Source organism: Achromobacter veterisilvae (genome assembly GCF_900496975.1).
Lineage (GTDB): Bacteria > Pseudomonadota > Gammaproteobacteria > Burkholderiales > Burkholderiaceae_B > Achromobacter > Achromobacter veterisilvae.
The window spans coordinates 1-19,431 of sequence record NZ_UFQC01000007.1 but is presented as its reverse complement, the minus strand read 5'-3'; the positions used below and the strand labels follow the sequence as shown (position 1 = coordinate 19,431).

Below are 19,431 nucleotides of genomic sequence, written 5' to 3'. Positions count from 1 at the left end.
TCCCTTCCTCGCGGGCCGCGCGCGGCCGGATAGCTCCATGAAGCGCGTCCTGGGCACCCTCTACATCCTGGGCCTGACGATGGTGATGTTCGCACTCACCATGCTGATTCCGCTGGGCGTGGCCTACGTGGGCGGCGATGCGGCGCGCCAGGCCTTCCTGGACGGGTTCCTGATCTCGGTGGGCATCGGCGGCGGCCTGGCCGCGCTGACGCGCCGCGCCCGCTGCGAACTGCGGGCGCGCGACGGCTTCGTGCTGGTGTCGGCCGTGTGGGCGGGCCTGCCCCTGCTGGCGGCCATCCCGCTGCTGCTCTATTTCCATGGCGCCGGGACGCCGCTGTCGTTCACCGGCGCCTACTTCGAGGCCATGTCGGGCTTGACCACCACCGGCGCCACCGTCCTGACCAACCTCGACACCCTGCCGGCGTCGATCAATCTGTGGCGGGCCACGCTGATCTGGATCGGCGGCATGGGGATCCTGGTCCTGGCCGTCGCCATCCTCCCGCTCCTCGGCGTCGGCGGCCACCAGGTGGTGCGCGCGGAAACGCCCGGACCGATGAAGGACGAGCGGCTGACGCCCCGCATCGCCAGCACCGCCAAGGCGCTGTACGCGGTGTACTTCGTGTTCTCCATCCTGTGCTTCCTGGCGTACCGCGCCGTCGGCCTGTCCTGGTTCGAGGCCTGGTGCCACATGGCCACGACCATGGGGCTGGGCGGCTTCTCCACCTGGGACGACGGCTTCGCCCATTTCGATTCGGTGGCCGTGGAAATGGTGGCGATGGTGTTCATGCTGATCGCCGGCATCAACTTCGCCACCCATTTCAACGCCTTCCGCCAGCGCAGCCCGCGGGCCTACCTGCGCTGCCCCGAAGCCATCCCGTACCTGGTCGTCGTCCTGGGGGTGGGGCTGGTCATTTCCGTGTACCTCTACCTGAAAGGGGTCTACGCCGAACCGCTGGAGGCGCTGCGGTACGGCATGTTCAACACGATCTCGATGGCAACCACCACCGGCTATGCCAATACCGATTTCGCCCAGTGGCCGCTGTTCGCGCCGCTGACGATGCTGCTGCTCTCGGGCTTCGCCACGTCGGCGGGATCGACCGGGGGCGGTATCAAAATGATCCGGGCGATCCTGCTGGTCAAGCAGGCGCGCAACGAGCTTGTAACAATGTTGCATCCACACGCGATCAGCCCGGTGCGGATCAATGGCAGGGCGGTCGAGGGCCGGACCATGTCGTCCGTGCTGGCGTTCATGCTGTTCTACGGCCTCTCCATCGCCGTTTTCACCAGCCTGCTGCTCCTGTCCGGCCTGGACCCTATCACCGCGTTCTCGGCCGTTTTCGCCAGCGTGAACAACACCGGCCCGGGCCTGGGGCCCGTCGGCCCCATGGGCAACTTCGCCGTACTGTCCGACTTCCAGATCTGGGTCTGTACCTTCGCGATGCTGATCGGGCGCCTGGAACTGCTGACCGTGCTGGTGCTGTTCACGCCGATCTTCTGGCGTAAGTAACCTCTTCCGGTGTCTGACACCCTGGCGAGATAACCTTCAATACACGCAGGCGCGGCAAGGGTGTCAGACACCGGCTGAATTCCATCGGTGTCAGACACCCGGGAAGACGATCCCAAAGCCGTGGCGGCAACGCATGGGGTGTCAGACACCTGGCCGCGGCCCTTGTGAGACAACCGTCCGTCAAGTGTCTGACACCCTGGTGAGACAACCGCCAAGGCACGCAGGCGCGGCAAGGGTGTCTGACACCCCCCCCGTGTCTGACACCCCTCGATCCCCCGCCGCCCCCCCGATTCGATCCGCAATAACCCTAAATAGGGTTATCCCACCCCTCTCCGGAAGCCCCTTGCAGACTGGCCATCCGGACCGCGCGGGCCGGAAACCCGCGTCGTTTCTATGTCGTAAGCGCTTGCTCACTTTCTCTCGCAGGGGAAAACCGGATGCTTCGCGATGTTGCACATAAATGTCACGATTCTCAATCGTTTTGCCACAAAGTTGCGGCTATCATGCATGCACAAGCCGCCGTCTAGCGCCCCCCGGGAAGTTGCCGGGCTTCAAGGTCGAACGGCGCATTCCCTCATCAAACATTCAAAGGAGTCCGAGATGGAACAGATCCCGTTCATTTCGTCGGCCCCCAACACCCTGGGCATCGAGCTCGAGCTGCAACTGATCGACCCCCGCAGTTTTGACCTGACCGCAGCCTCTGACGAGCTGCTGGCCCAAATGGCCAACCACCCCATCGCAGACCGCGTCAAACCCGAAATCACGCGGTCGATGATCGAATTGAATTCGTCGGTGCACGAGCACCCCATGGGCCTCCTGGCCGAAATGCGCGAGATGCGCGACGCGCTGGTCGAGGCGGCGGACGCCGTCGGCGTATCGGTCGCGGGCGGCGGCGCCCACCCCTTCATGCGCTGGCAAGAGCGCTCCATTTCCGACACCCCGCGCTTCCAGTACCTGGCCGAAATGTATGGTTACCTGGCGCGTCAATTTACTGTCTTCGGCCAGCACATCCACCTGGGCGTCAAAAGCGGCGACGACTCCATCAAACTGCTGCGCCGCCTGTCCCCCTACGTGCCGCACTTCATCGCGCTGTCGGCCTCGTCGCCGTACTGCGAGGGCGTGGACACACTGTTCTCGTGCTCGCGCCTGAATGCGGTCAACAGCTTCCCGCTGGCGGGCCACATGCCCCCCGAAGTGAAGGACTGGTACCAGTTCGAGGCGCACCTGGCCCAGTTGCGCGCCTATGGCCTGGCCGAGAGCATCAAGGACCTGTACTGGGACATCCGCCCCAAGCCGGAATTCGGCACGGTCGAGATCCGCGTCTGCGACACGCCGCTGACGGTCGAGCGGGCCTGCCAGATCGCGGCGTTCGCCCAGGCCCTGGCGGTGCTGCTGATGCGCGAGGACGATCCCAGCGACAGCGCCTGGCTGTCCTACCGCAGCAACCACTTCCAGGCCTGCCGCTTCGGCCTGCAGGGCAGCTACGTGACGCCTGACGGCCAGCGCCTGCGCCTGATGGACCACCTGCGGGCGCTGTTCCAGCGCCTGATGCCGGTGGCCGAAGAACTGGGCACCGGCGACATGATCGCGGCCCTGCGCGACGAATCCCTGCGCAGCGGCAACGATTCGCGCTGGCTGCGCAGCCAGTTCCACCGCCTGCGCGACCTGCCGCTGGTCGTGGAAGCCATGTCGAACGCATGGCGCGGCGTGGCCGCGGGCGCGGCCGCGCCCGCCGAACCCACGGCGGTCCTGCGGCGCCGCATCCGGGCCACCTCCGAACCCATGCAGCCTCTGCGGGCCTCGGAGCCCGGGGTCAGCGTGCCGCTGCCCGAGCGCCTGCACTAGGGCCGGTATCCCCGGGGGCCCGGCTTCAGGGGTTCCCGCGGTGCCGGCCGCCGATCGCGCTGACGGACAGGTGGGTTTCGCCGGCCGTCGTGCGGCGCGCGGCGGCGCGCCAGGCATGGCCGTAGGCCACTTCGATGCTCAGGGCGATGACGCCGTCCGGCCTGCGCTGCGCTTCCAGCGCGGCGCACAGGCGGTCGCGCCAATCCCGGCCCACCAGCCCGCCCCGGCGGCCCTCGGCGGGGTTTCCGCCCAGCGCACGCACGTCCTCCAGCAGTTTTTCGGGACTGCGGTAGGTCAGGGTCAGGATCTCCTGGTCCATGACCGGGTCGGCAAAGCCGTTTTCCACCAGCAGGTCGCCGAAGTCGTGCATGTCCACGAAGGACGGCGTGGCCGTGCGCAGGCCGGCGTCGGCCAGGGCCTGGCGCAGTTCGCGCAAGGTGGCCGGCCCCAGACAGGAGAACATGGCCAGCCCGCCCACTTTAAGGACGCGGCGCCATTCCGCCAGCACGGCGTGCGGGGCGCGGTGCCAGTGCATGGCCAGATTGGACCACACCAGTTCCAGCGATTCGGGCGGCAGCCCGGTATCCGCCAGGTCGGCCTCCACGAAGACCGGGGCGGCCGGGCCGCGGCGGGCCAGCTTGCCGATCCAGGCGGACAGGCCGGCCGGCGCATGGCGCTTGCGCGCCAGGTCCAGCAGCGGGGCGCAATTGTCCAGCCCGGTATAGGCGGCTTCGGGATAGCGTTCGCGCAGCAGCGCCAGGTTGTCGCCCGCGCCGCAGCCCGCGTCCAGCATGGCCTGGGGCTGTATGCGGATGTATTGCAGCCGGCCCAGCATGCGGCGGGCGATTTCTCCGTACAGGAACTGGGCGCCGGACAGGTCGCCGCGGCGGGCGAACTGCCTGGGCACGTCGGCGCCGACGATGGGCAGGGAGGGGAGCGTTGCGGGTTCTGGCAGGGACATTTCGGTCGCGCCCGCGCCTTCGTGGCGGAGCGGATCATGGTTTCATGGGGAATGGCATCCATTATTGCGCATCCCGGCCGCGGGCCCCGATTGTCCCTACGGGCCATGGGGCGGCTGCTGCTGTCCCGGATCGGCTGCGACTGCCCCTTGTGCGGCGCGCGGGTGGCCGGAGCCCGGCTCTGCCCGGGCTGCGAGGCCGACATTCTCGCCGCCGGGCCGGCCGCCCGGCCGCGCTGTCCTCGCTGCGCCCTGTGCCTGCCCCGGGGCGCCCCGTGCTGCGCCGCCTGCCTGGGGGCGCCTCGGTCCTTCGCGCGCACGGTGGCGGCTTTCGACTACGCACCGCCCGCCGATGCGCTGATCCTGATGCTGAAGGCCCGGCTGCGGCTCGGCATGGCGCCCGTGCTCGCCCGGTTGATGGCGGCCGCCGTCGCCCGCGACGGCCCCTTGCCCGCCGGCGTCCTGCTGGTGCCCATCCCCGCCAGCCGGGCCTCGCTGCGCCGGCGCGGCATGAATCCGGCCGCCGAAATCGCCCGCAGCCTGGCGGCGGAACTGGCGCTGCCCCTGGCGCGCGGCGTGCTGTTGCGGCGGCGCGAGGCGCCGCGCCAGACCGGCAGAAGCCGGCGCGCCCGCCGGCGCGGCGCGGTCGGCCTGTTTGCCTGCGCGGGCGGGGTGTCGGGCCGGCACGTGGCCGTAGTGGACGACGTCATGACGACGGGCAGCACGGCCGATGCCGCCGCCGCCGCGCTGCTGGCCGCGGGGGCGGCGAGCGTCACGGTGCTGGTGGCGGCGCGCACCCCCTGAGCCGGCCCGGCGGCAAATCGGCGACAATCCCGCCATACGGCCATCTGCGCCGCAAGCCGAACTCCATCCGCCATGTTCCACGTCATCCTCGTCTGCCCCGAGATCCCGCCCAATACCGGCAACGCCATCCGCCTGTGCGCCAATACGGGCGCCCAATTGCATCTGGTGCGCCCGCTGGGTTTCGAACTGGATGACGCCCGCATGCGCCGCGCCGGGCTGGATTACCACGAATGGCAGCCGGTCCGGGTGCACGATACGCTGCAAGAGGCCCTGGCCGATACGGGCGCCGCGCCGTCCAATATCTATGCGCTGACCACGCACGCGCAACGCAGCGTGGCGGACATCGGCTTCAAGCCGGGCGACGTGTTCGTGTTCGGCCGCGAAACGGCCGGGCTGTCGGAGGAACACCAGGCGATGTTCCCGCCCCAGCAGCGGCTGCGGCTGCCGATGCGCGCCGGCCAGCGCAGCCTGAACCTGTCCAACGCCGTCGCGGTGACGGTATTCGAGGCCTGGCGCCAGCAGGGGTACGAAGGCGGGGTGTAGGATGGGTGGAGCGCGAGAGTTCTTAAGGAAGAACTCAAGTATCCAGCGCGCGCAACCCATGCTGCCGTGGGCAGACAGTGCAATGCAGGTGTCTGACACCCCTGAAACGCCGGTGCAAGCCGAAGCTTGTCTCCTCGGGTGTCAGACACCGGTGGAAGGTGTAGCCTCCCCGAGTGTCAGGCACCCAGGGAAAGACGTTCCCCCCCTCAATCCAGCGACAGCTTCAGCTTTTCGATCACCTGGTCCCAGCGCGCCTTTTCATTCTTGATGCGGGCGGTCAGGGCTTCCGGCGTGGAGGGCGCGGGCGTGAAGTATTGCAACGCCAGTTGCTTGCGCACGGCTTCGCTGTCGATGATGCGCGCCAGTTCGCTGTTGAGCCGCTCGACGATGGGGGCGGGCGTGCCAGCGGGGACCAGCACGGCGTTCCACGAGATGGCCTCGAAGTCCGGGTAGCCCTGGGACGCCATGGTCGGAACGCCCGGCAGCGCGTCGCTGGGCTGCAGGCTGGTCACGGCCAGCAGTTTCACCTTGCCGTCGCGCGCCTGGGGCGCGGCGATGGCGGGCACCATGAAGCCGGCCTGGACGTCGCCGCCGATGATGGCGGTGATCACCTGCGGAAAGCCGGAATAGGGAATGTGCGCCAGGTCGACGCCCGCGCTTTCCTTGAACATCTCCATTGCCAGGTGGGCCGAGCTGCCCGGGCCCACGGAGCCGTAGTTCAGCGAATTGCCCCGGCCCTTCACCAGTTTGACGAAGTCCTGGACGTTGTCGACTCCCAGGCTGGCCGGCACGACCAGCACGTTGGGGCTGGTGCCCACCAGCGATACGGGCGCCAGGTCGCGCAGCGGGTCGTAGCCCAGCGTCTTCTTATAGAGCGTGGGCGCGGTGACCAGCGGGCCGTTGATCGTATACAGCAGCGTATAGCCGTCCGGCTTGGCCTGCGCCACGATGCGGGTGCCGATGTTGCCGCCCGCGCCCGGCTTGTTGTCGATCACGATGGGCTGGCCGAGCGCCTGGGACAGCGGTTCCGAGATCGTGCGCGCCAGGATGTCGGGCGAGGACCCCGGCGGGAACGGCACGACCATGTGGATCGGGCGGTCGGGCCAGTCGGCATGGGCGGTGGCGGGCAGGATCGCGGCCAGGCTGAGGCACAGGCCGCGTAGCAGTTGGCCGACCCGGAACTTGCGGGTTTGCGTCATGAAGGATGTCTCCTCGGTGGGGGCGTGGTGTCTTGTCGTTGGTCAGTGGGTCCGGCCGTCCGGCGGGTCGTCCGGCAGGCCGGCCGCGCTTTCGTAGCGGGCGTCCCGGGCAAGCAGGGCGGAGACGGCCGTCATGGGGGCCACTCCGTCGAACAGCACGGCGCAGACGGCGTCGGTGATCGGCAGTTCCACGCCGATGGCGCGCGCGCGTTCCAGGGCGGCGCGGGCGCAGCGCACGCCTTCGGCCGTGATGCCGCTGGCCAGGATGTCGGCCAGCTTGCGGCCGGCGCCGATCTCCAGGCCGACACGGCGGTTGCGCGACAGTTCGCCGGTGGCGGTCAGCACCAGGTCGCCAAGGCCCGTCAGGCCGGCGAAGGTTTCGGCCTGCGCGCCCAGGGCCACGCCGAAGCGGGTCATTTCGGCCAGGCCGCGGGTGATCAGCGCGGCGCGGGCGTTGGTGCCCAGGCCAAGGCCTTCGCAGATGCCGCAGGCGACCGCGATGACGTTCTTCAGCGCGCCGCCCACCTCCACGCCGACCAGGTCGGTGCTGGCGTAGACGCGCAGCGCCGCGCCATGGAAGGCGGCCGTGGTGGCGGCGCGCAACGCGGCGCTGTCGCTGGCCACGGTCAGCGCCACGGGCAGGCCCTGCGCGACTTCGCGCGCGAACGACGGGCCGGACAGGGCGCCGCCGGTTGCGCCGGGCAGGGCCTCGCGCATGATTTCGTGGGGCAGCCTGGCCGTGTCGGCTTCGAAGCCCTTGCACGTCCAGACGATAGGGGTGTCCTGCAATCCCAGCGCGGGCAGCCGGCGGGACAGTTCGCCGCAAAGGGCGGTCAGGCCGGCCACGGGCACGCCCAGCACGATGAGGCGTTGCGCGCCTTCGTCTTGCAGGCTGCGCAGCGTGGCGTCGAGATCGGAGGAGATGCTCAATGCCTGGGGCAAGGGGATGCCAGGCAGGTAGCGCGCGTTTTCATGCGTGGCGGCCATGTCGGCCGCCTGCGCGGCGTCGCGCGCCCAGAGCCGGGTGGCATGGCGGCGGCTGGCGGCCGCCGCCAGCGCGGTGCCCCAACTCCCCGCACCCAGGATAGCGACGCGCAGCGGCGGCAGGGGGGCGATTTCCATTGGGGCGCCGCGGCAGGCTTACTGGCGGGTCGCGCCGGGGGGCAGGATGATGCCGGAATCGCTGCCGTTGCCGTTGGCCGGGTTCTGCTGTTGCTGCAGTTCGGCCAGGCGCTGTTCGTACAGGGCCTGGAAGTTCACTTCGGTCAGGTGCAGCGGCGGCATCGACGTGCGGGTGATCGCGTCGGCGATGTTGGCGCGCAGGTACGGGTACAGCATGGTCGGGCAGACGATGCCCAGCAGCGGGTCGAGCTGCTCTTCGGGGATATTGGCGGCCTCGAAGATGCCGGCTTGCGTGCCTTCGACCAGGTACACGACCTTGTCGTTGACGCGGGTGGTGACGGTCACGGTGACCGTGGTTTCGAACACGGTCTCGGCCAGGCGCTGCCCGCCCACGGTGATGCTCACTTCGACCTGGGGCGCTTCTTGCTCCAGGAAGACGTGAGGCGCATTCGGCATTTCCAGCGAAAGGTCTTTCAGGTAGACGCGCTGCAGATTGAACGAGGGAGCGTCGTTGCCGCCTTCTTGCTGGGTGTTTTGGTCTTGATCAGCCATGAGTGTTTCCGTTGGTGGGAGGGCAAAAAGGAGGGGCGGTCAGCCGTTCAGCATGGGGGCGAGGCCGCCCGAGCGGTCCAGCGCCATCAGGTCGTCGCAACCGCCGACGTGGGTATCGCCGATGAAGATTTGCGGCACGGTGCGCCGGCCGGTGCGTTCGATCATGACGTCGCGTTGGGCCGGGTCCCGGTCGATCTGGATGATTTCCAGGTCCGTCACGCCGCGCTGCTCCAGCAGCGACTTGGCGCGCGCGCAATAGGGACAATAGTCCTTGCTGTACATGACGACTTTGTTCATGGGCGCTCCTGTGGGTACAAGAATAGGCAAATGGGGGCGAGGCCCCCGAAATTCAACCCTTCTGGGTCACCGGCAGGCTGGCGGCCGCCCAGGCGCGCATGCCGCCTTCCAGCGGCACCGCGTCGGCGAAGCCCTGCGCGCGCAGCTTTGCGGCGGCGCGGGCGGAATCGCGGCCGTTGTCGCACACCACGACCAGCGGCTTGTTCTTGGGCAGGGAGGCGGCCTTTTGCTCCAGGTCGGCCGCCGGCACGTTGCGCGCCTGGGCGATGTGGCCGGCCTGGAACTGTTCCGCCGGGCGCACGTCGACCCAGACGGCCTGGCGCTGGTTGACCATCTGGATGGCTTCGCCCGTGCTGACGGCGGAGCCGGTACGGCCCTTGCGCAGGGCGGGGATCGCCAGCATGACGCCGGAAACCACCGCGACGGCGACAATGAAGATGTTGTTTTTATCGAGCAAGAATTGCAGAAGATCCACGGGGCATCCTGAAGAGCGGCGGCTAGCCTGGTATCGGCGAACCCTGGGAAGCCCCACCGAAATGGGCGGGTGCGCCAGGGCAAAATCAAGGGCAAAATCACTCAATTATAAAATGAGCGCATTCCCTGACCATTTTCCAACTTTAACCCGCGGCAAATCCGCGCCAAACCATGCATAAACTTGTTCTGATGCGCCACGGCGAAAGCCAGTGGAACCTGGAAAACCGCTTCACGGGCTGGACCGACGTCGACCTCACCGACACCGGCCGCGAACAGGCCCGCAAGGCGGGCGAACTCCTCAAGAAAGAAGGCTACACCTTCGACCTGGCCTACTCCTCGGTGCTCAAGCGCGCCATCCGCACCCTGTGGATCGCCCTGGACGCCATGGACGCCATGTACACCCCCGTGGGCATCAACTGGCGCCTGAACGAACGCCACTACGGCGCGCTGCAGGGCCTGAACAAGGCCGAGACCGCGGCCAAGTACGGCGACGAGCAAGTGCTGATCTGGCGCCGCGCCTATGCGATCGCCCCGGAACCGCTGTCGCTGGACGACGAGCGCCATCCGCGTTTCGACAGCCGCTACGCCCGCATCCCGGCCGGCGAGCTGCCGGCCACCGAATGCCTGAAGGACACCGTGGCCCGCGTGCTGCCGTTCTGGAACGAATCCATCGCTCCGGCCATCCGTTCGGGCCGCAAGGTGCTCATCGCCGCCCACGGCAACAGCCTGCGCGCCCTGATCAAGCACCTGGACAACGTGTCCGACGACGACATCGTCAACCTGAACATTCCCACCGGCCAGCCGCTGGTGTACGAATTGGATGATGACCTGCGCCCCATCCGCCACTATTATCTGGGCGATGCCGCCGAGATCGAGGCGGCCATGGCGGCCGTGGCCGCCCAGGGCAAGGCCAAGAAGGACTGACATCCTGAGAAGGACTGATATTTCCATGTGTCGCGCGGCGGGGTTGTTGTTGGCGGTCATGCTGGCCGGTGGGGCGTTGCCGGCCGGCGCCGCGCCGAATGACCTCGCCGGCCGCCAGTCCGACGCCGAAAAGCAGCAGGCCGCCCTGCGCGGCCGCATCGAGAACCTGCAAAAGGAGATCGATGACCGCGAGGCCGCCCGCAAGGAAGCGGCCGACGCGCTCAAACAGTCGGAATCGGCCATTTCCGGGATCAACCTGCGCCTGCGGGAACTGGCCGAGGCCAACCGCCAGGCCCAGGTGGACCTGGCCGGGCTGGAAAAGCAGATCGACGCGCAGCAGGCCGTGCTGGCCAAGCGCCGCACCGAACTGGCCGAACAGCTCCGCACCCAGTACACCAGCGGCCTGTCGCCCTGGACGGCCCTGCTGTCCGGCGACGATCCCCAGGTGCTGGGACGCAACCTGGGCTATCTGGATTACGTTTCGCAGGCCCGGGCCGCCGCCGTGAAGGCCCTGAGGGCGGACATCGACCGCCTGGCCGCCCTCCAGGGGCGCGCCGACGCCCGGCGCGCCGAGATCGAAAAAGTCGTGGCCGAAACCACCGAACAGAAAACCGCGCTGGTCGGGCAGCAAAAGGAGCGCGCCACGCTCCTGGCGCGGCTGGAAGGCCAGATCGCCGCCCAGCGGGCCGAAGCCAGCAAGCTGGGGCGCGACGACCAGCGCCTGTCCCGCCTCATCACCGACCTGGACGCGGCCATCGCCAAGCAGATCGAGGAAGCCCGCAAGGCCGAAGAGGCGCGCAGGAAGGCCGAAGAGGCCCGCAAGGCGGAAGAGGCGCGCCGCGCCGCCGAAGAGGCCCGCAAGCGCGCCGAAACCGAGCGCCGCGCCGAGGACGCCCGCAAGAAGGCCGAGGCCGACCGCAAGGTCGCCGCGGACAGCGCGCGGCGCGAACGCGACGCCCGGGACGCCCGCGAGGCGGCCCAGGCCCGCGAGCAGGTCGAGGCGGCCTCGCGCCAGGGCCGCGGGCCCGTCGCCGTGGCCGATCCGGACTCCGCCGGGCTGCGTCCGGCCGAGCAAAGGCAGTCCCGCCTGGTCTCGCCCGGCGAGGCGCCTGCCGCCAAACCCGCGGAACCGCCCCCCAAGGCGGAGCCCGCGCAGGAAAAACCCGCTTCAACCCACAGCGAACCGGCCCAGCAGACCGCGCGCGCCGCGCCGGCCGGCGGCGGCAACGGCCTGCGCCACGGCCTGGCCATGCCGGTGCGCGGCCAGGTGCAGGGCCGTTTCGGGGTCGACCGCCCGGACGGCGGCGTCTGGCGCGGGGTGGTGCTGCGCGCGCCCGAGGGCACGCCGGTCAAGGTGGTGGCCCCGGGCACCGTGGTCTACGCCGATTGGCTGCGCGGCTTCGGCAACCTCATCATTGTGGACCATGGGCAGCAGTACCTGACGGTCTATGCTTACAACCAAAGCCTGCTCAAACGGGTGGGAGATTCGGTGACGGGTGGCGATACGATCGCCACGGTGGGCGCAACCGGCGGCCAAGTGGAATCCGGCCTATACTTTGAAATTCGCCATCGTGGCGCTCCTGTGGATCCGGCCCAGTGGCTGGCGCAGTAGATTGATGTCGTTGGTAATTACCAAACCCCATCGGCGAAAACACAATTCGGGAAGTGTGCATGGGCACTCGTAAGTTTCGCGGTTTCGGTCTGATTGCCATCGGTGCGGTGGCGGGTGTGTTGCTCAGCGTGGGCGTGACAGCGGTCGCGCAGCGCGGTAGCCCCTTGCCGCTGGACGAGCTCAGGCAACTGAGCAACGTGTTTGCCGCCATCAAGAACAACTACGTCGAAGCCGTCGACGACAAGACCCTCATCGACAATGCCATTTCCGGCATGGTGTCGAACCTGGACCCCCACTCCGCCTACCTGGATGCCGACGCGTTCCGCGAAATGCAGACGGCCACGCAGGGCGAGTTCGGCGGCCTGGGCATCGAGGTCGGCGCCGAAGACGGCTTCGTGAAGGTGATCTCGCCGATCGAAGACACGCCCGCCGCCCGCGCCGGCGTGATGGCCGGCGACCTCATCATCAAGATCGACGACACGCCCACCAAGGGCATGACGCTCAACGACGCGGTCAAGCTGATGCGCGGCGCGCCCAAGTCGCCGATCACGCTGACCATCATGCGCGCCGACCGTCCGCAGCCGATCGTGCTGAAGATCGTGCGCGACATCATCAAGGTGCGCAGCGTGCGCAGCAAGATGCTGGACAACGGCATCGGCTACGTGCGCGTCGCCCAGTTCCAGGAAAAGACCGGCGCCGACCTGGCCAAGCAGCTCAAGGACCTCGGCGCGAAGGAAGCCCCCAAGGGCCTGGTGCTGGACCTGCGCAACGATCCGGGCGGCCTGCTGACCAGCGCCATCGGCGTGTCGGGCGCGTTCCTGCCGCCCGACGCCCTGGTGGTGTCCACCGACGGCCGCACCCCCGACGCCCGCCACAAGTACCTGGCCACGCCATCCGAATACGCCCGCGGCGAAAGCAACTACCTGTCCGGCCTGCCGGCCTGGACCAAGACGGTGCCGATGGTCGTGCTGGTGAACGTCGGTTCCGCGTCCGCCTCCGAGATCGTGGCCGGCGCGCTGCAGGATCACAAGCGCGCCAAGGTCCTGGGCAACCGCACCTTCGGCAAGGGCTCGGTGCAGGTGATCCTGCCGCTGTCGGAAACCACCGCGGTCAAGCTCACCACGTCGCGCTATTTCACGCCCAGCGGCCGTTCCATCCAGGCCACCGGCATCGAACCGGACTACGTCGTCGCCGACACGGCCGACGGCGACCTGTTCCGCCTGCCGCGCGAAGCCGACCTGCAGCGCCACCTGTCCAACCAGCAGACGGCCAACGAAGTGAAGTCCACCGCCGACCAGGACAACGTCGAATTGCCGGCCAAGGTGTTCGAATTCGGCGGCAAGGACGACTTCCAGTTGCAGCAGGCGCTGAACCTGCTGGCGGGCAAGCCGGTGCAGAAGGGCTCGGCCCGCGCCCAGGCCAAGGCCGACGCCAAGCCGGGCGGCGGCGCCGCCCAGCGCATGAAGATCACGCCGACCGGAGTCGAGCCCAGCAAGGACAAATGAACGACGAGCAACTGCTGCGCTACGCCCGCCACATCCTGCTCGACGAGCTGGGAATAGAAGGGCAGGAAAAACTGCTGGCGGCGCGTGTGCTCATCGTGGGGGCGGGCGGACTGGGTTCGCCCGCGGCGCTTTACCTGGCGACGGCCGGCGTGGGCGACATCACCCTGGCCGACGACGACGTCGTCGAACTCAGCAACCTGCAACGCCAGATCCTGCACACCACCGCCAGCGTCGGCCGCCACAAGGCCGAATCGGGGCGCGACATGCTGGCGGCGTTCAATCCGCAGGCGCGGGTCCATGCCCGCGTCGAGCGGCTCCAGGGCCAGGCCCTGTCCGACGCCGTGTCGCAGGCCGACCTGGTGCTGGACTGCACCGACAACTTCACCACCCGCCACGCCATCAACCGCGCCTGCGTGCAGCACCGCAAGCCGCTGGTGTCCGGCGCCGCGATCCGCTTCGACGGCCAGGTCAGCGTCTACGACCTGCGCGACGACGATTCGCCCTGTTATCACTGCCTGTTCCCGGAGGCCGACGACGTCGAAGAGGCCAACTGCGCCACGATGGGCGTGTTTGCGCCGGTCGTCGGCATCATCGGCAGCATGCAGGCGGCAGAGGCGCTCAAGCTGCTGTCCGGCGTGGGCGAAAGCCTGTCCGGCCGACTGCTGTGGCTGGACGTGCGCACCATGCAGTGGCGCAGTGTGAACGTCCAGCGCGATCCCGAATGCGCCGTCTGCGGGCACCGCGGGCACTGAATGCCCCGGCATATTGAACCGGCGGACAATATTAAAGGCTTGAAATACCTGCTATAACGCCAGCCAGCCTATCTGATCCGGGTAGAGGCGGCCAGGGACGTGACAGCGTGGATACAGCACTGAAGTTCAGCTTACCCAAATGGCGCCTCACGCGCTGGCTGACGCATTCCGGACACGATACGCCCGCGGACATCCGCGCGGCGCTGATCGCCAGCCTGTTCGGCACGCTTCCCATTTTTGCCGGCGGCGTCATCAACACCCTCATGATTTCCGGCGTCGTCGCCTGGCGGCGGCCCGAGCCGCTGTACTTGTCGTGGCTGGCGATGGAGGTGATCCTGGCCGCCGTCCGCGTCACGGTCCTGCGGTCCGCCTTGCGGGCCGCGCCCAAGGGCGGCAACACGCATACCGACATCTACATCCTGCTGGCGCTGCTGTGGGCGTTCAGCGTGGGCTATGGCGTCTTCGTCACGTTCATCAACGGCGACTGGCTGGCCGCCACGCTGGCGGGGGTGTCCTGCGGCGCCATGGCCGGCGGCATCTGCTTCCGCAACTACGGCGCGCCCAGGCTGGTCGGCGCCATGATCTTCCTGAGCCTGGGGCCGATGTGCCTGGGCGCGGCCTTCACCGGCGAATACGTCACGGCCATCGTCTTCATCCAGATTCCGTTCTACCTGGTCAGCATGAGCATCGCGTCGCACCGGCTCAACCGCATCCTGGTGTCCACGATGCTGGCCGAGCGCGACAGCGAGCGCCGCGCCAGCGAGGATGCGCTCACCGGCCTGGCGAACCGGGCGGGCCTGCAGGCCGCGCTCGAACGCGTCTGCGCCAGCGCGCGCAGCCATGACAGTTCGGCGGCGCTGCTGTACATGGACATGGACGATTTCAAGCTGATCAACGACACCTACGGCCATGCCGCGGGCGACCAGGTGCTCATGACCATCGCCCAGCGCATGCGGGCCATGCTGCGGGTGGACGACGTGGCGGCGCGGATCGGCGGCGACGAATTCATCGTGCTGGTGACCGGCATCGACGCCACCTCCGCCTTGCGGCTGGGCGAACACCTGCTGCACGACGTGTCGCAGCCGATCGGGCTGGCCGACGGCACGCGCGTCAGCGTGGGCCTGTCCATCGGCATCTCCATCGTGTCGGGCGCCAACCGCAGCCCGCAGGGCGCCCTGGATTCGGCCGATGCCGCGCTGTACCGCGCCAAGGCGCGCGGTGGACGCTGCTGCGCGGTCGCCGGGGGCGACGAGGCCGGCGACGCCGAGAACGGCATCCTGCCCGGCGGCGCGCGCGCCGTGGCCTGACGCGCCGGCGGGCGCCGATCCCGGCCTGCATCCGGCAAAAGTTATCAGATAACCTGAAAGGTTTGTCTATAATGGGCGCATGCTGAGCAAGAGCCTTACCCTGACCGAACAGGTCGCCCGCCGGATCGCGGGCGACATCGCCGAGGGCGTCCACCCCGTCGGCGCCAAGCTGCCGCCCGGACGCGCCCTGGCCGAGCAGTACGGCGTCAGCGCCGCGGTCATCCGCGAGGCCACCGAACGCCTGCGGGCGCAGGGGCTGATCCAGAGCCGCCAGGGCTCGGGCAGCGTGGTGCTGTCGCGCACCGGCGCGCAGGGGTTCCAGGTCTCCGCCGGCATCGCGGACCGCGAGCAACTGGCCAGCGTCTACGAATTGCGGATGGAACTGGAGGGCGGCGCGGCCGCCCTGGCGGCGGTGCGCCGCAATGCCGCGGACCTCGCGGCCATGGCCCAGGCCCTGGCCGCGCTGGAAGCGCACCTCGACCATCCCGAACAGGGCGTGGAGCACGATATCTCGTTCCACGTCGCCATCGCCGCCGCCACGCACAACCGCTACTACCAGGACCTGCTGCAGTACCTGAACCTGCAACTGCGGCTGGCCGTCAGCACCGCGCGCAGCAACAGCCGCCTGCAGGAGGGCCTGACCGCGGCCGTGCACCAGGAGCACGTGGCCGTGTACGAGGCCATTCTCGCGGGCGACCCCGAGCGCGCCCGGCTGGCGGCGACCCGCCATCTACAACAGGCGGCCAGCCGCCTGCGACTCGATCACCTCTTTCCGGCCGCAAGGCAGACATCATGAGCGCATCCGACTTCACACAACGCCTGGTCCGGGCCCTGGGCCCCGACACCGTCCTTACCGCCGGAGCGGATATCGCGCCGTGGCTGTCCGACTGGCGCGGCCTGTACAAGGGCCAGGCGCAGGCCGTCGTGCGCCCGCGCACCACGGACGAGGTCGCCATCTGCCTGGCGCTGTGCCAGGAGGCCGGCGTGCCGGTCGTGCCGCGCGGCGGCAACACCGGCCTGTGCGGCGGCGCCACGCCGGATTCGGGCGCGGCCAACGTCGTGCTCAGCCTGGACCGCATGAACGCCGTGCGCGCCATCGACACCGTGGCCAACACCATGGTGGCGGAGGCGGGCGCCATCCTCGGCAATCTGCGCCGCGCCGCGCAGGAGGCCGGCCGCCTGCTGCCGCTGAGCCTGGCGGCGGAGGATTCCAGCCAGATCGGCGGCAACGTCGCCACCAACGCCGGCGGCGTGAACGTGGTGCGCTACGGCATGGCGCGCGAACTGGTGCTGGGCCTGGAGGCCGTGCTGCCCAACGGCGAGGTCTTCCACGGCCTGCGCACCCTGCGCAAGGACAACACCGGCTACGACCTCAAGCAATTGCTGATCGGCTCGGAAGGAACGCTGGGCGTCATCACCGCCGTCGCCCTGCGCCTGTTCCCGCGCACCGACGTGCGCTCGGTGGTGCTGGCCGCGGTGGAATCGCCGGCCCAGGCCTTGCAGCTATTCGAACTCCTGTTCGAGCAATGCGGCGCGCGCCTGCAGGCGTTCGAATACTTTTCGGGCGATTGCCTGGACCTGGTGCTGGCGCACGCCGAAGGCGTGCAGGAACCCTTCGCCCAGCGCTATCCGGGCTACGTGCTGGTGGAACTGGCCGACACCGCCGACGAGGCCGCGCTGAACACCCTGCTGGAAAATGTGATCGGCACGGCGCTGGAGCGCGGCCTGTGCCTGGACGCCGCCGTGTCGGCGTCGCTGGCGCAGTTGCAGGCGCTGTGGAAGCTGCGCGAGGAGATCTCCGAGGCGCAGCGCGCCGACGGCCCGCACCTGAAGCACGACGTGTCGCTGCCGATCGAACGCATCCCCGAGTTCATGGAATCCGCTGAGGCGCGCGTGCGCGCGCTCTACCCGGACATCCGCCCATTCATCTTCGGCCACTTTGGCGATGGCAACCTGCACTACAACCTGTCGCGCCCCGCGGGCGCCGACCGCGATTGGGCGGCGGTGCACGGCGCGGCGGTGACGGACGTGGTGCTGGACGAGGTGAATCGCTACGGGGGGAGTATTTCGGCGGAGCATGGGATCGGGCAGTTGAAGCGGGATCATTTCCTGCATAGCAAGGATCCGCTGGAGTTGCGGTTGATGCGGGAGATCAAGGCGGTGCTGGATCCGGCGGGGATCATGAATCCTGGGAAGCTGCTTTAGGGCTTAGGGCTTAGGTCTTCGTAGGCTCGTCTGGGTGTCTTCGTAGGTCGCCCGTCGGCGCGGGCGACATGGACGCTCGCGCCCACGATTGCGGTCCGGCGCGCGGGCGCCGGACTGCCCCTTCGTCATCTTCGTCACCGCCTTCGGCGGTTCCTTCAGATTCCCTCGGGCGCATCGAGGTTGCTCGCGTCCATGTCGCCCGCGCCGACGGGCTGCCGCCGTCTAGGCCTGTGGCGCTGCTGGAGCCGTGGTCGGTGTCGAATCTTGCCGTGCCCGCCGATGTCGGCCGCGCGGGCGGCCGACATCGGCATACGCGGTCGTGTGCGTCGTGATGGTGTGCGCTTTCGCGAATGCGGGGAGGGGTTTGCTGGTGGTGGGTCCCGCCGATGTGGGGGGAGGGCGGTGATGGGCGGCGCGCTGGGCACTTGCTTGCGCGTGCAGAGCTCGCCGCGCGCCGCCCATCCGGCGCCGTGGTTGACGCGACGATGGAAGATTCTCTTCACGTGTCAGACACCAGCGGCGAGGGCAAGTCAGGTGTCTGACACCCTACGGCACGGCGTTTCAGGCTTGAAGCAGCGCACCACGGGTGTCAGACACCAGCCGCGGCAACAGTATCCAGGGTGTCAGACACCAGCCGTGATATCAGGGCAAGCAAGTCAGGTGTCAGACACCCTACGGCACGGCGTTTACACCACCCGCGGCAACAGTATCTTCCCATGGGTGTCAGACACCCGGGGAGCATCTCATTAATTCGTGCCGTCATTTCGTACGGGTGTCAGACACCTGACAAAAAACAAGACACCTGGCAAAGAAACCACTCTACACGCGCAGCGTCATCATCACGACGCAAGACGCCGCGTACGCCCCACGAGGCCGCCCGCGCGGCCGGCCTGGGGCGGGCCCTGCAAGATCCACCGCCCCCTCCGCCCGTGGAGCGAGCCCTAGGCACACCGCCCGTCCCAGCCGACGTCAAGTTTCAATCGGCCGAGCACGATGCGTGGGCGCCCACGTGCCGGGCGCCCCAGGAGCATCGACACGTCAACGTCCAAAACTACTGCCGATGATAAACCTCGGCCCCCTTCTTCACGAACTCCACCGACTTCTCCTGCATGCCCTTTTGCAGCGCGTCCTTTTCGCTCACGCCCTGCGCCGCCGCATAATCCCGCACGTCCTGCGTGATCTTCATGCTGCAGAAATGCGGCCCGCACATGGAGCAGAAGTGCGCCACTTTCATCGAGTCCTTGCAAGTCAGGTGTCTGACACCCTACGGCACGGCGTTTCAAGCTTGAAGCAGCGCACCACGGGTGTCTGACACCACCCGCGGCAACAGTATCTTCCCATGGGTGTCAGACACCCGGGGAGCATCTCTTCAATTCGTGCCGTCATTTCGTACGGGTGTCAGACACCTGACAAAAACAAGACACCTGACAAAGAAACCACCCTACACGCGCAGCGTCATCATCACGACGCAAGACGCCGCGTACGCCCCACGAGGCCGCCTGCGCGGCCGGCCTGGGGCGGGCCCTGCAAGATCCACCACCCACCTCCGCCCGTGGAGCGACCCCTAGGCACACCGTCCGTCCCAGCCGACGTCAAGTTTCAATCGGCCGAGCACGATGCATGGGCGCCCACGTGCCGGGCGCCCCAGGAGCATCGACATGTCAACGTCCAAAACCTACTGCCGATGATAAACCTCGGCCCCCTTCTTCACGAACTCAACCGACTTCTCCTGCATGCCCTTTTGCAGCGCGTCCTTTTCGCTCACGCCCTGCGCCGCCGCATAATCCCGCACGTCCTGCGTGATCTTCATGCTGCAGAAATGCGG

17 protein-coding genes and 1 pseudogene are annotated in these 19,431 nt (G+C 68.3%); 11 read left to right on the top strand and 7 right to left on the bottom strand.

From position 1 onward, the window contains the following. The first annotated feature begins 37 nt into the window (after positions 1-37). The gene (locus AVE30378_RS07770; protein WP_129240205.1) at positions 38-1,507 is read left to right on the top strand and encodes a TrkH family potassium uptake protein; all 1,470 of its coding nucleotides are present in this window, start codon (positions 38-40) and stop codon (positions 1,505-1,507) included. A gap of 600 nt (positions 1,508-2,107) precedes the next feature. After that, complete coding sequence (locus AVE30378_RS07765) at positions 2,108-3,352, top strand: YbdK family carboxylate-amine ligase (protein ID WP_129240204.1); 1,245 nt, start codon at positions 2,108-2,110, stop codon at positions 3,350-3,352. A 25-nt stretch (positions 3,353-3,377) separates the two neighbouring features. Here the strand turns inward: AVE30378_RS07765 and AVE30378_RS07760 are convergent, their stop codons facing one another. After that, complete coding sequence (locus AVE30378_RS07760; protein ID WP_129240203.1) at positions 3,378-4,313, bottom strand: methyltransferase domain-containing protein; 936 nt, start codon at positions 4,311-4,313, stop codon at positions 3,378-3,380. A 51-nt stretch (positions 4,314-4,364) separates the two neighbouring features. Here AVE30378_RS07760 and AVE30378_RS07755 point away from each other — a divergent pair, with 51 nt between their 5' ends. Next, positions 4,365-5,114 (top strand): ComF family protein, encoded by a 750-nt coding sequence (locus AVE30378_RS07755; protein WP_425265779.1) that lies wholly within the window; start codon positions 4,365-4,367, stop codon positions 5,112-5,114. Positions 5,115-5,186: 72 nt separating this feature from the next. Beyond that, positions 5,187-5,657, top strand: coding sequence for a tRNA (cytidine(34)-2'-O)-methyltransferase (locus AVE30378_RS07750; protein WP_129240202.1), 471 nt, complete (start codon positions 5,187-5,189; stop codon positions 5,655-5,657). A 206-nt stretch (positions 5,658-5,863) separates the two neighbouring features. Here AVE30378_RS07750 and AVE30378_RS07745 read toward each other — a convergent pair whose 3' ends face one another. From AVE30378_RS07745 to AVE30378_RS07725, 5 genes are read right to left on the bottom strand one after another with little or no spacing between them, the layout of a single operon-like run. Then, complete coding sequence (locus AVE30378_RS07745) at positions 5,864-6,856, bottom strand: Bug family tripartite tricarboxylate transporter substrate binding protein (protein WP_129240201.1); 993 nt, start codon at positions 6,854-6,856, stop codon at positions 5,864-5,866. A gap of 42 nt (positions 6,857-6,898) precedes the next feature. Further along, positions 6,899-7,978, bottom strand: coding sequence for an NAD(P)H-dependent glycerol-3-phosphate dehydrogenase (locus AVE30378_RS07740; RefSeq protein ID WP_129240200.1), 1,080 nt, complete (start codon positions 7,976-7,978; stop codon positions 6,899-6,901). Between the two features lie 18 nt (positions 7,979-7,996). Beyond that, complete coding sequence (secB, locus tag AVE30378_RS07735; RefSeq protein ID WP_129240199.1) at positions 7,997-8,530, bottom strand: protein-export chaperone SecB; 534 nt, start codon at positions 8,528-8,530, stop codon at positions 7,997-7,999. Between the two features lie 39 nt (positions 8,531-8,569). Next, a complete protein-coding gene (gene grxC / locus AVE30378_RS07730) occupies positions 8,570-8,827 on the bottom strand; it encodes a glutaredoxin 3 (protein ID WP_043546853.1) in 258 nt (85 codons plus the stop codon). 52 nt (positions 8,828-8,879) lie between these two features. Next, on the bottom strand, positions 8,880-9,302 hold the full coding sequence (locus AVE30378_RS07725) for a rhodanese-like domain-containing protein (RefSeq protein ID WP_165360122.1): 423 nt from the start codon (positions 9,300-9,302) through the stop codon (positions 8,880-8,882). A 170-nt stretch (positions 9,303-9,472) separates the two neighbouring features. On the opposite strand from AVE30378_RS07725, the gene gpmA reads away from it, so the two are divergent. The 7 genes from gpmA to AVE30378_RS07690 all read left to right on the top strand — a co-directional run bounded on the left by gpmA (position 9,473) and on the right by AVE30378_RS07690 (position 17,606). Then, a complete protein-coding gene (gene gpmA, locus AVE30378_RS07720) occupies positions 9,473-10,225 on the top strand; it encodes a 2,3-diphosphoglycerate-dependent phosphoglycerate mutase (RefSeq protein ID WP_129240198.1) in 753 nt (250 codons plus the stop codon). A 25-nt stretch (positions 10,226-10,250) separates the two neighbouring features. Continuing rightward, entirely contained in the window at positions 10,251-11,837 is a 1,587-nt protein-coding gene (locus tag AVE30378_RS07715) for a murein hydrolase activator EnvC family protein (RefSeq protein ID WP_129240197.1), read from the top strand. 59 nt (positions 11,838-11,896) lie between these two features. Next, positions 11,897-13,342: a S41 family peptidase gene (locus tag AVE30378_RS07710; RefSeq protein WP_129240196.1), complete on the top strand. Its 1,446-nt coding sequence runs from the start codon at positions 11,897-11,899 to the stop codon at positions 13,340-13,342. After that, on the top strand, positions 13,339-14,094 hold the full coding sequence (locus AVE30378_RS07705; protein WP_129240195.1) for a HesA/MoeB/ThiF family protein: 756 nt from the start codon (positions 13,339-13,341) through the stop codon (positions 14,092-14,094). Before AVE30378_RS07710 ends, AVE30378_RS07705 begins: the two co-directional genes overlap by 4 nt. A 107-nt stretch (positions 14,095-14,201) precedes the next feature. Beyond that, complete coding sequence (locus tag AVE30378_RS07700) at positions 14,202-15,401, top strand: GGDEF domain-containing protein (RefSeq protein WP_129240194.1); 1,200 nt, start codon at positions 14,202-14,204, stop codon at positions 15,399-15,401. Positions 15,402-15,480: 79 nt separating this feature from the next. After that, on the top strand, positions 15,481-16,197 hold the full coding sequence (locus AVE30378_RS07695) for a FadR/GntR family transcriptional regulator (protein ID WP_129240193.1): 717 nt from the start codon (positions 15,481-15,483) through the stop codon (positions 16,195-16,197). Beyond that, a complete protein-coding gene (locus AVE30378_RS07690) occupies positions 16,194-17,606 on the top strand; it encodes an FAD-binding oxidoreductase (RefSeq protein ID WP_129240192.1) in 1,413 nt (470 codons plus the stop codon). Before AVE30378_RS07695 ends, AVE30378_RS07690 begins: the two co-directional genes overlap by 4 nt. A gap of 1,051 nt (positions 17,607-18,657) precedes the next feature. On the opposite strand, the pseudogene AVE30378_RS07685 reads toward AVE30378_RS07690, so the two are convergent. Further along, positions 18,658-18,849: pseudogene (locus tag AVE30378_RS07685) on the bottom strand (hypothetical protein); the annotation flags it as partial. Between the last annotated feature and the right edge of the window lie 582 nt (positions 18,850-19,431).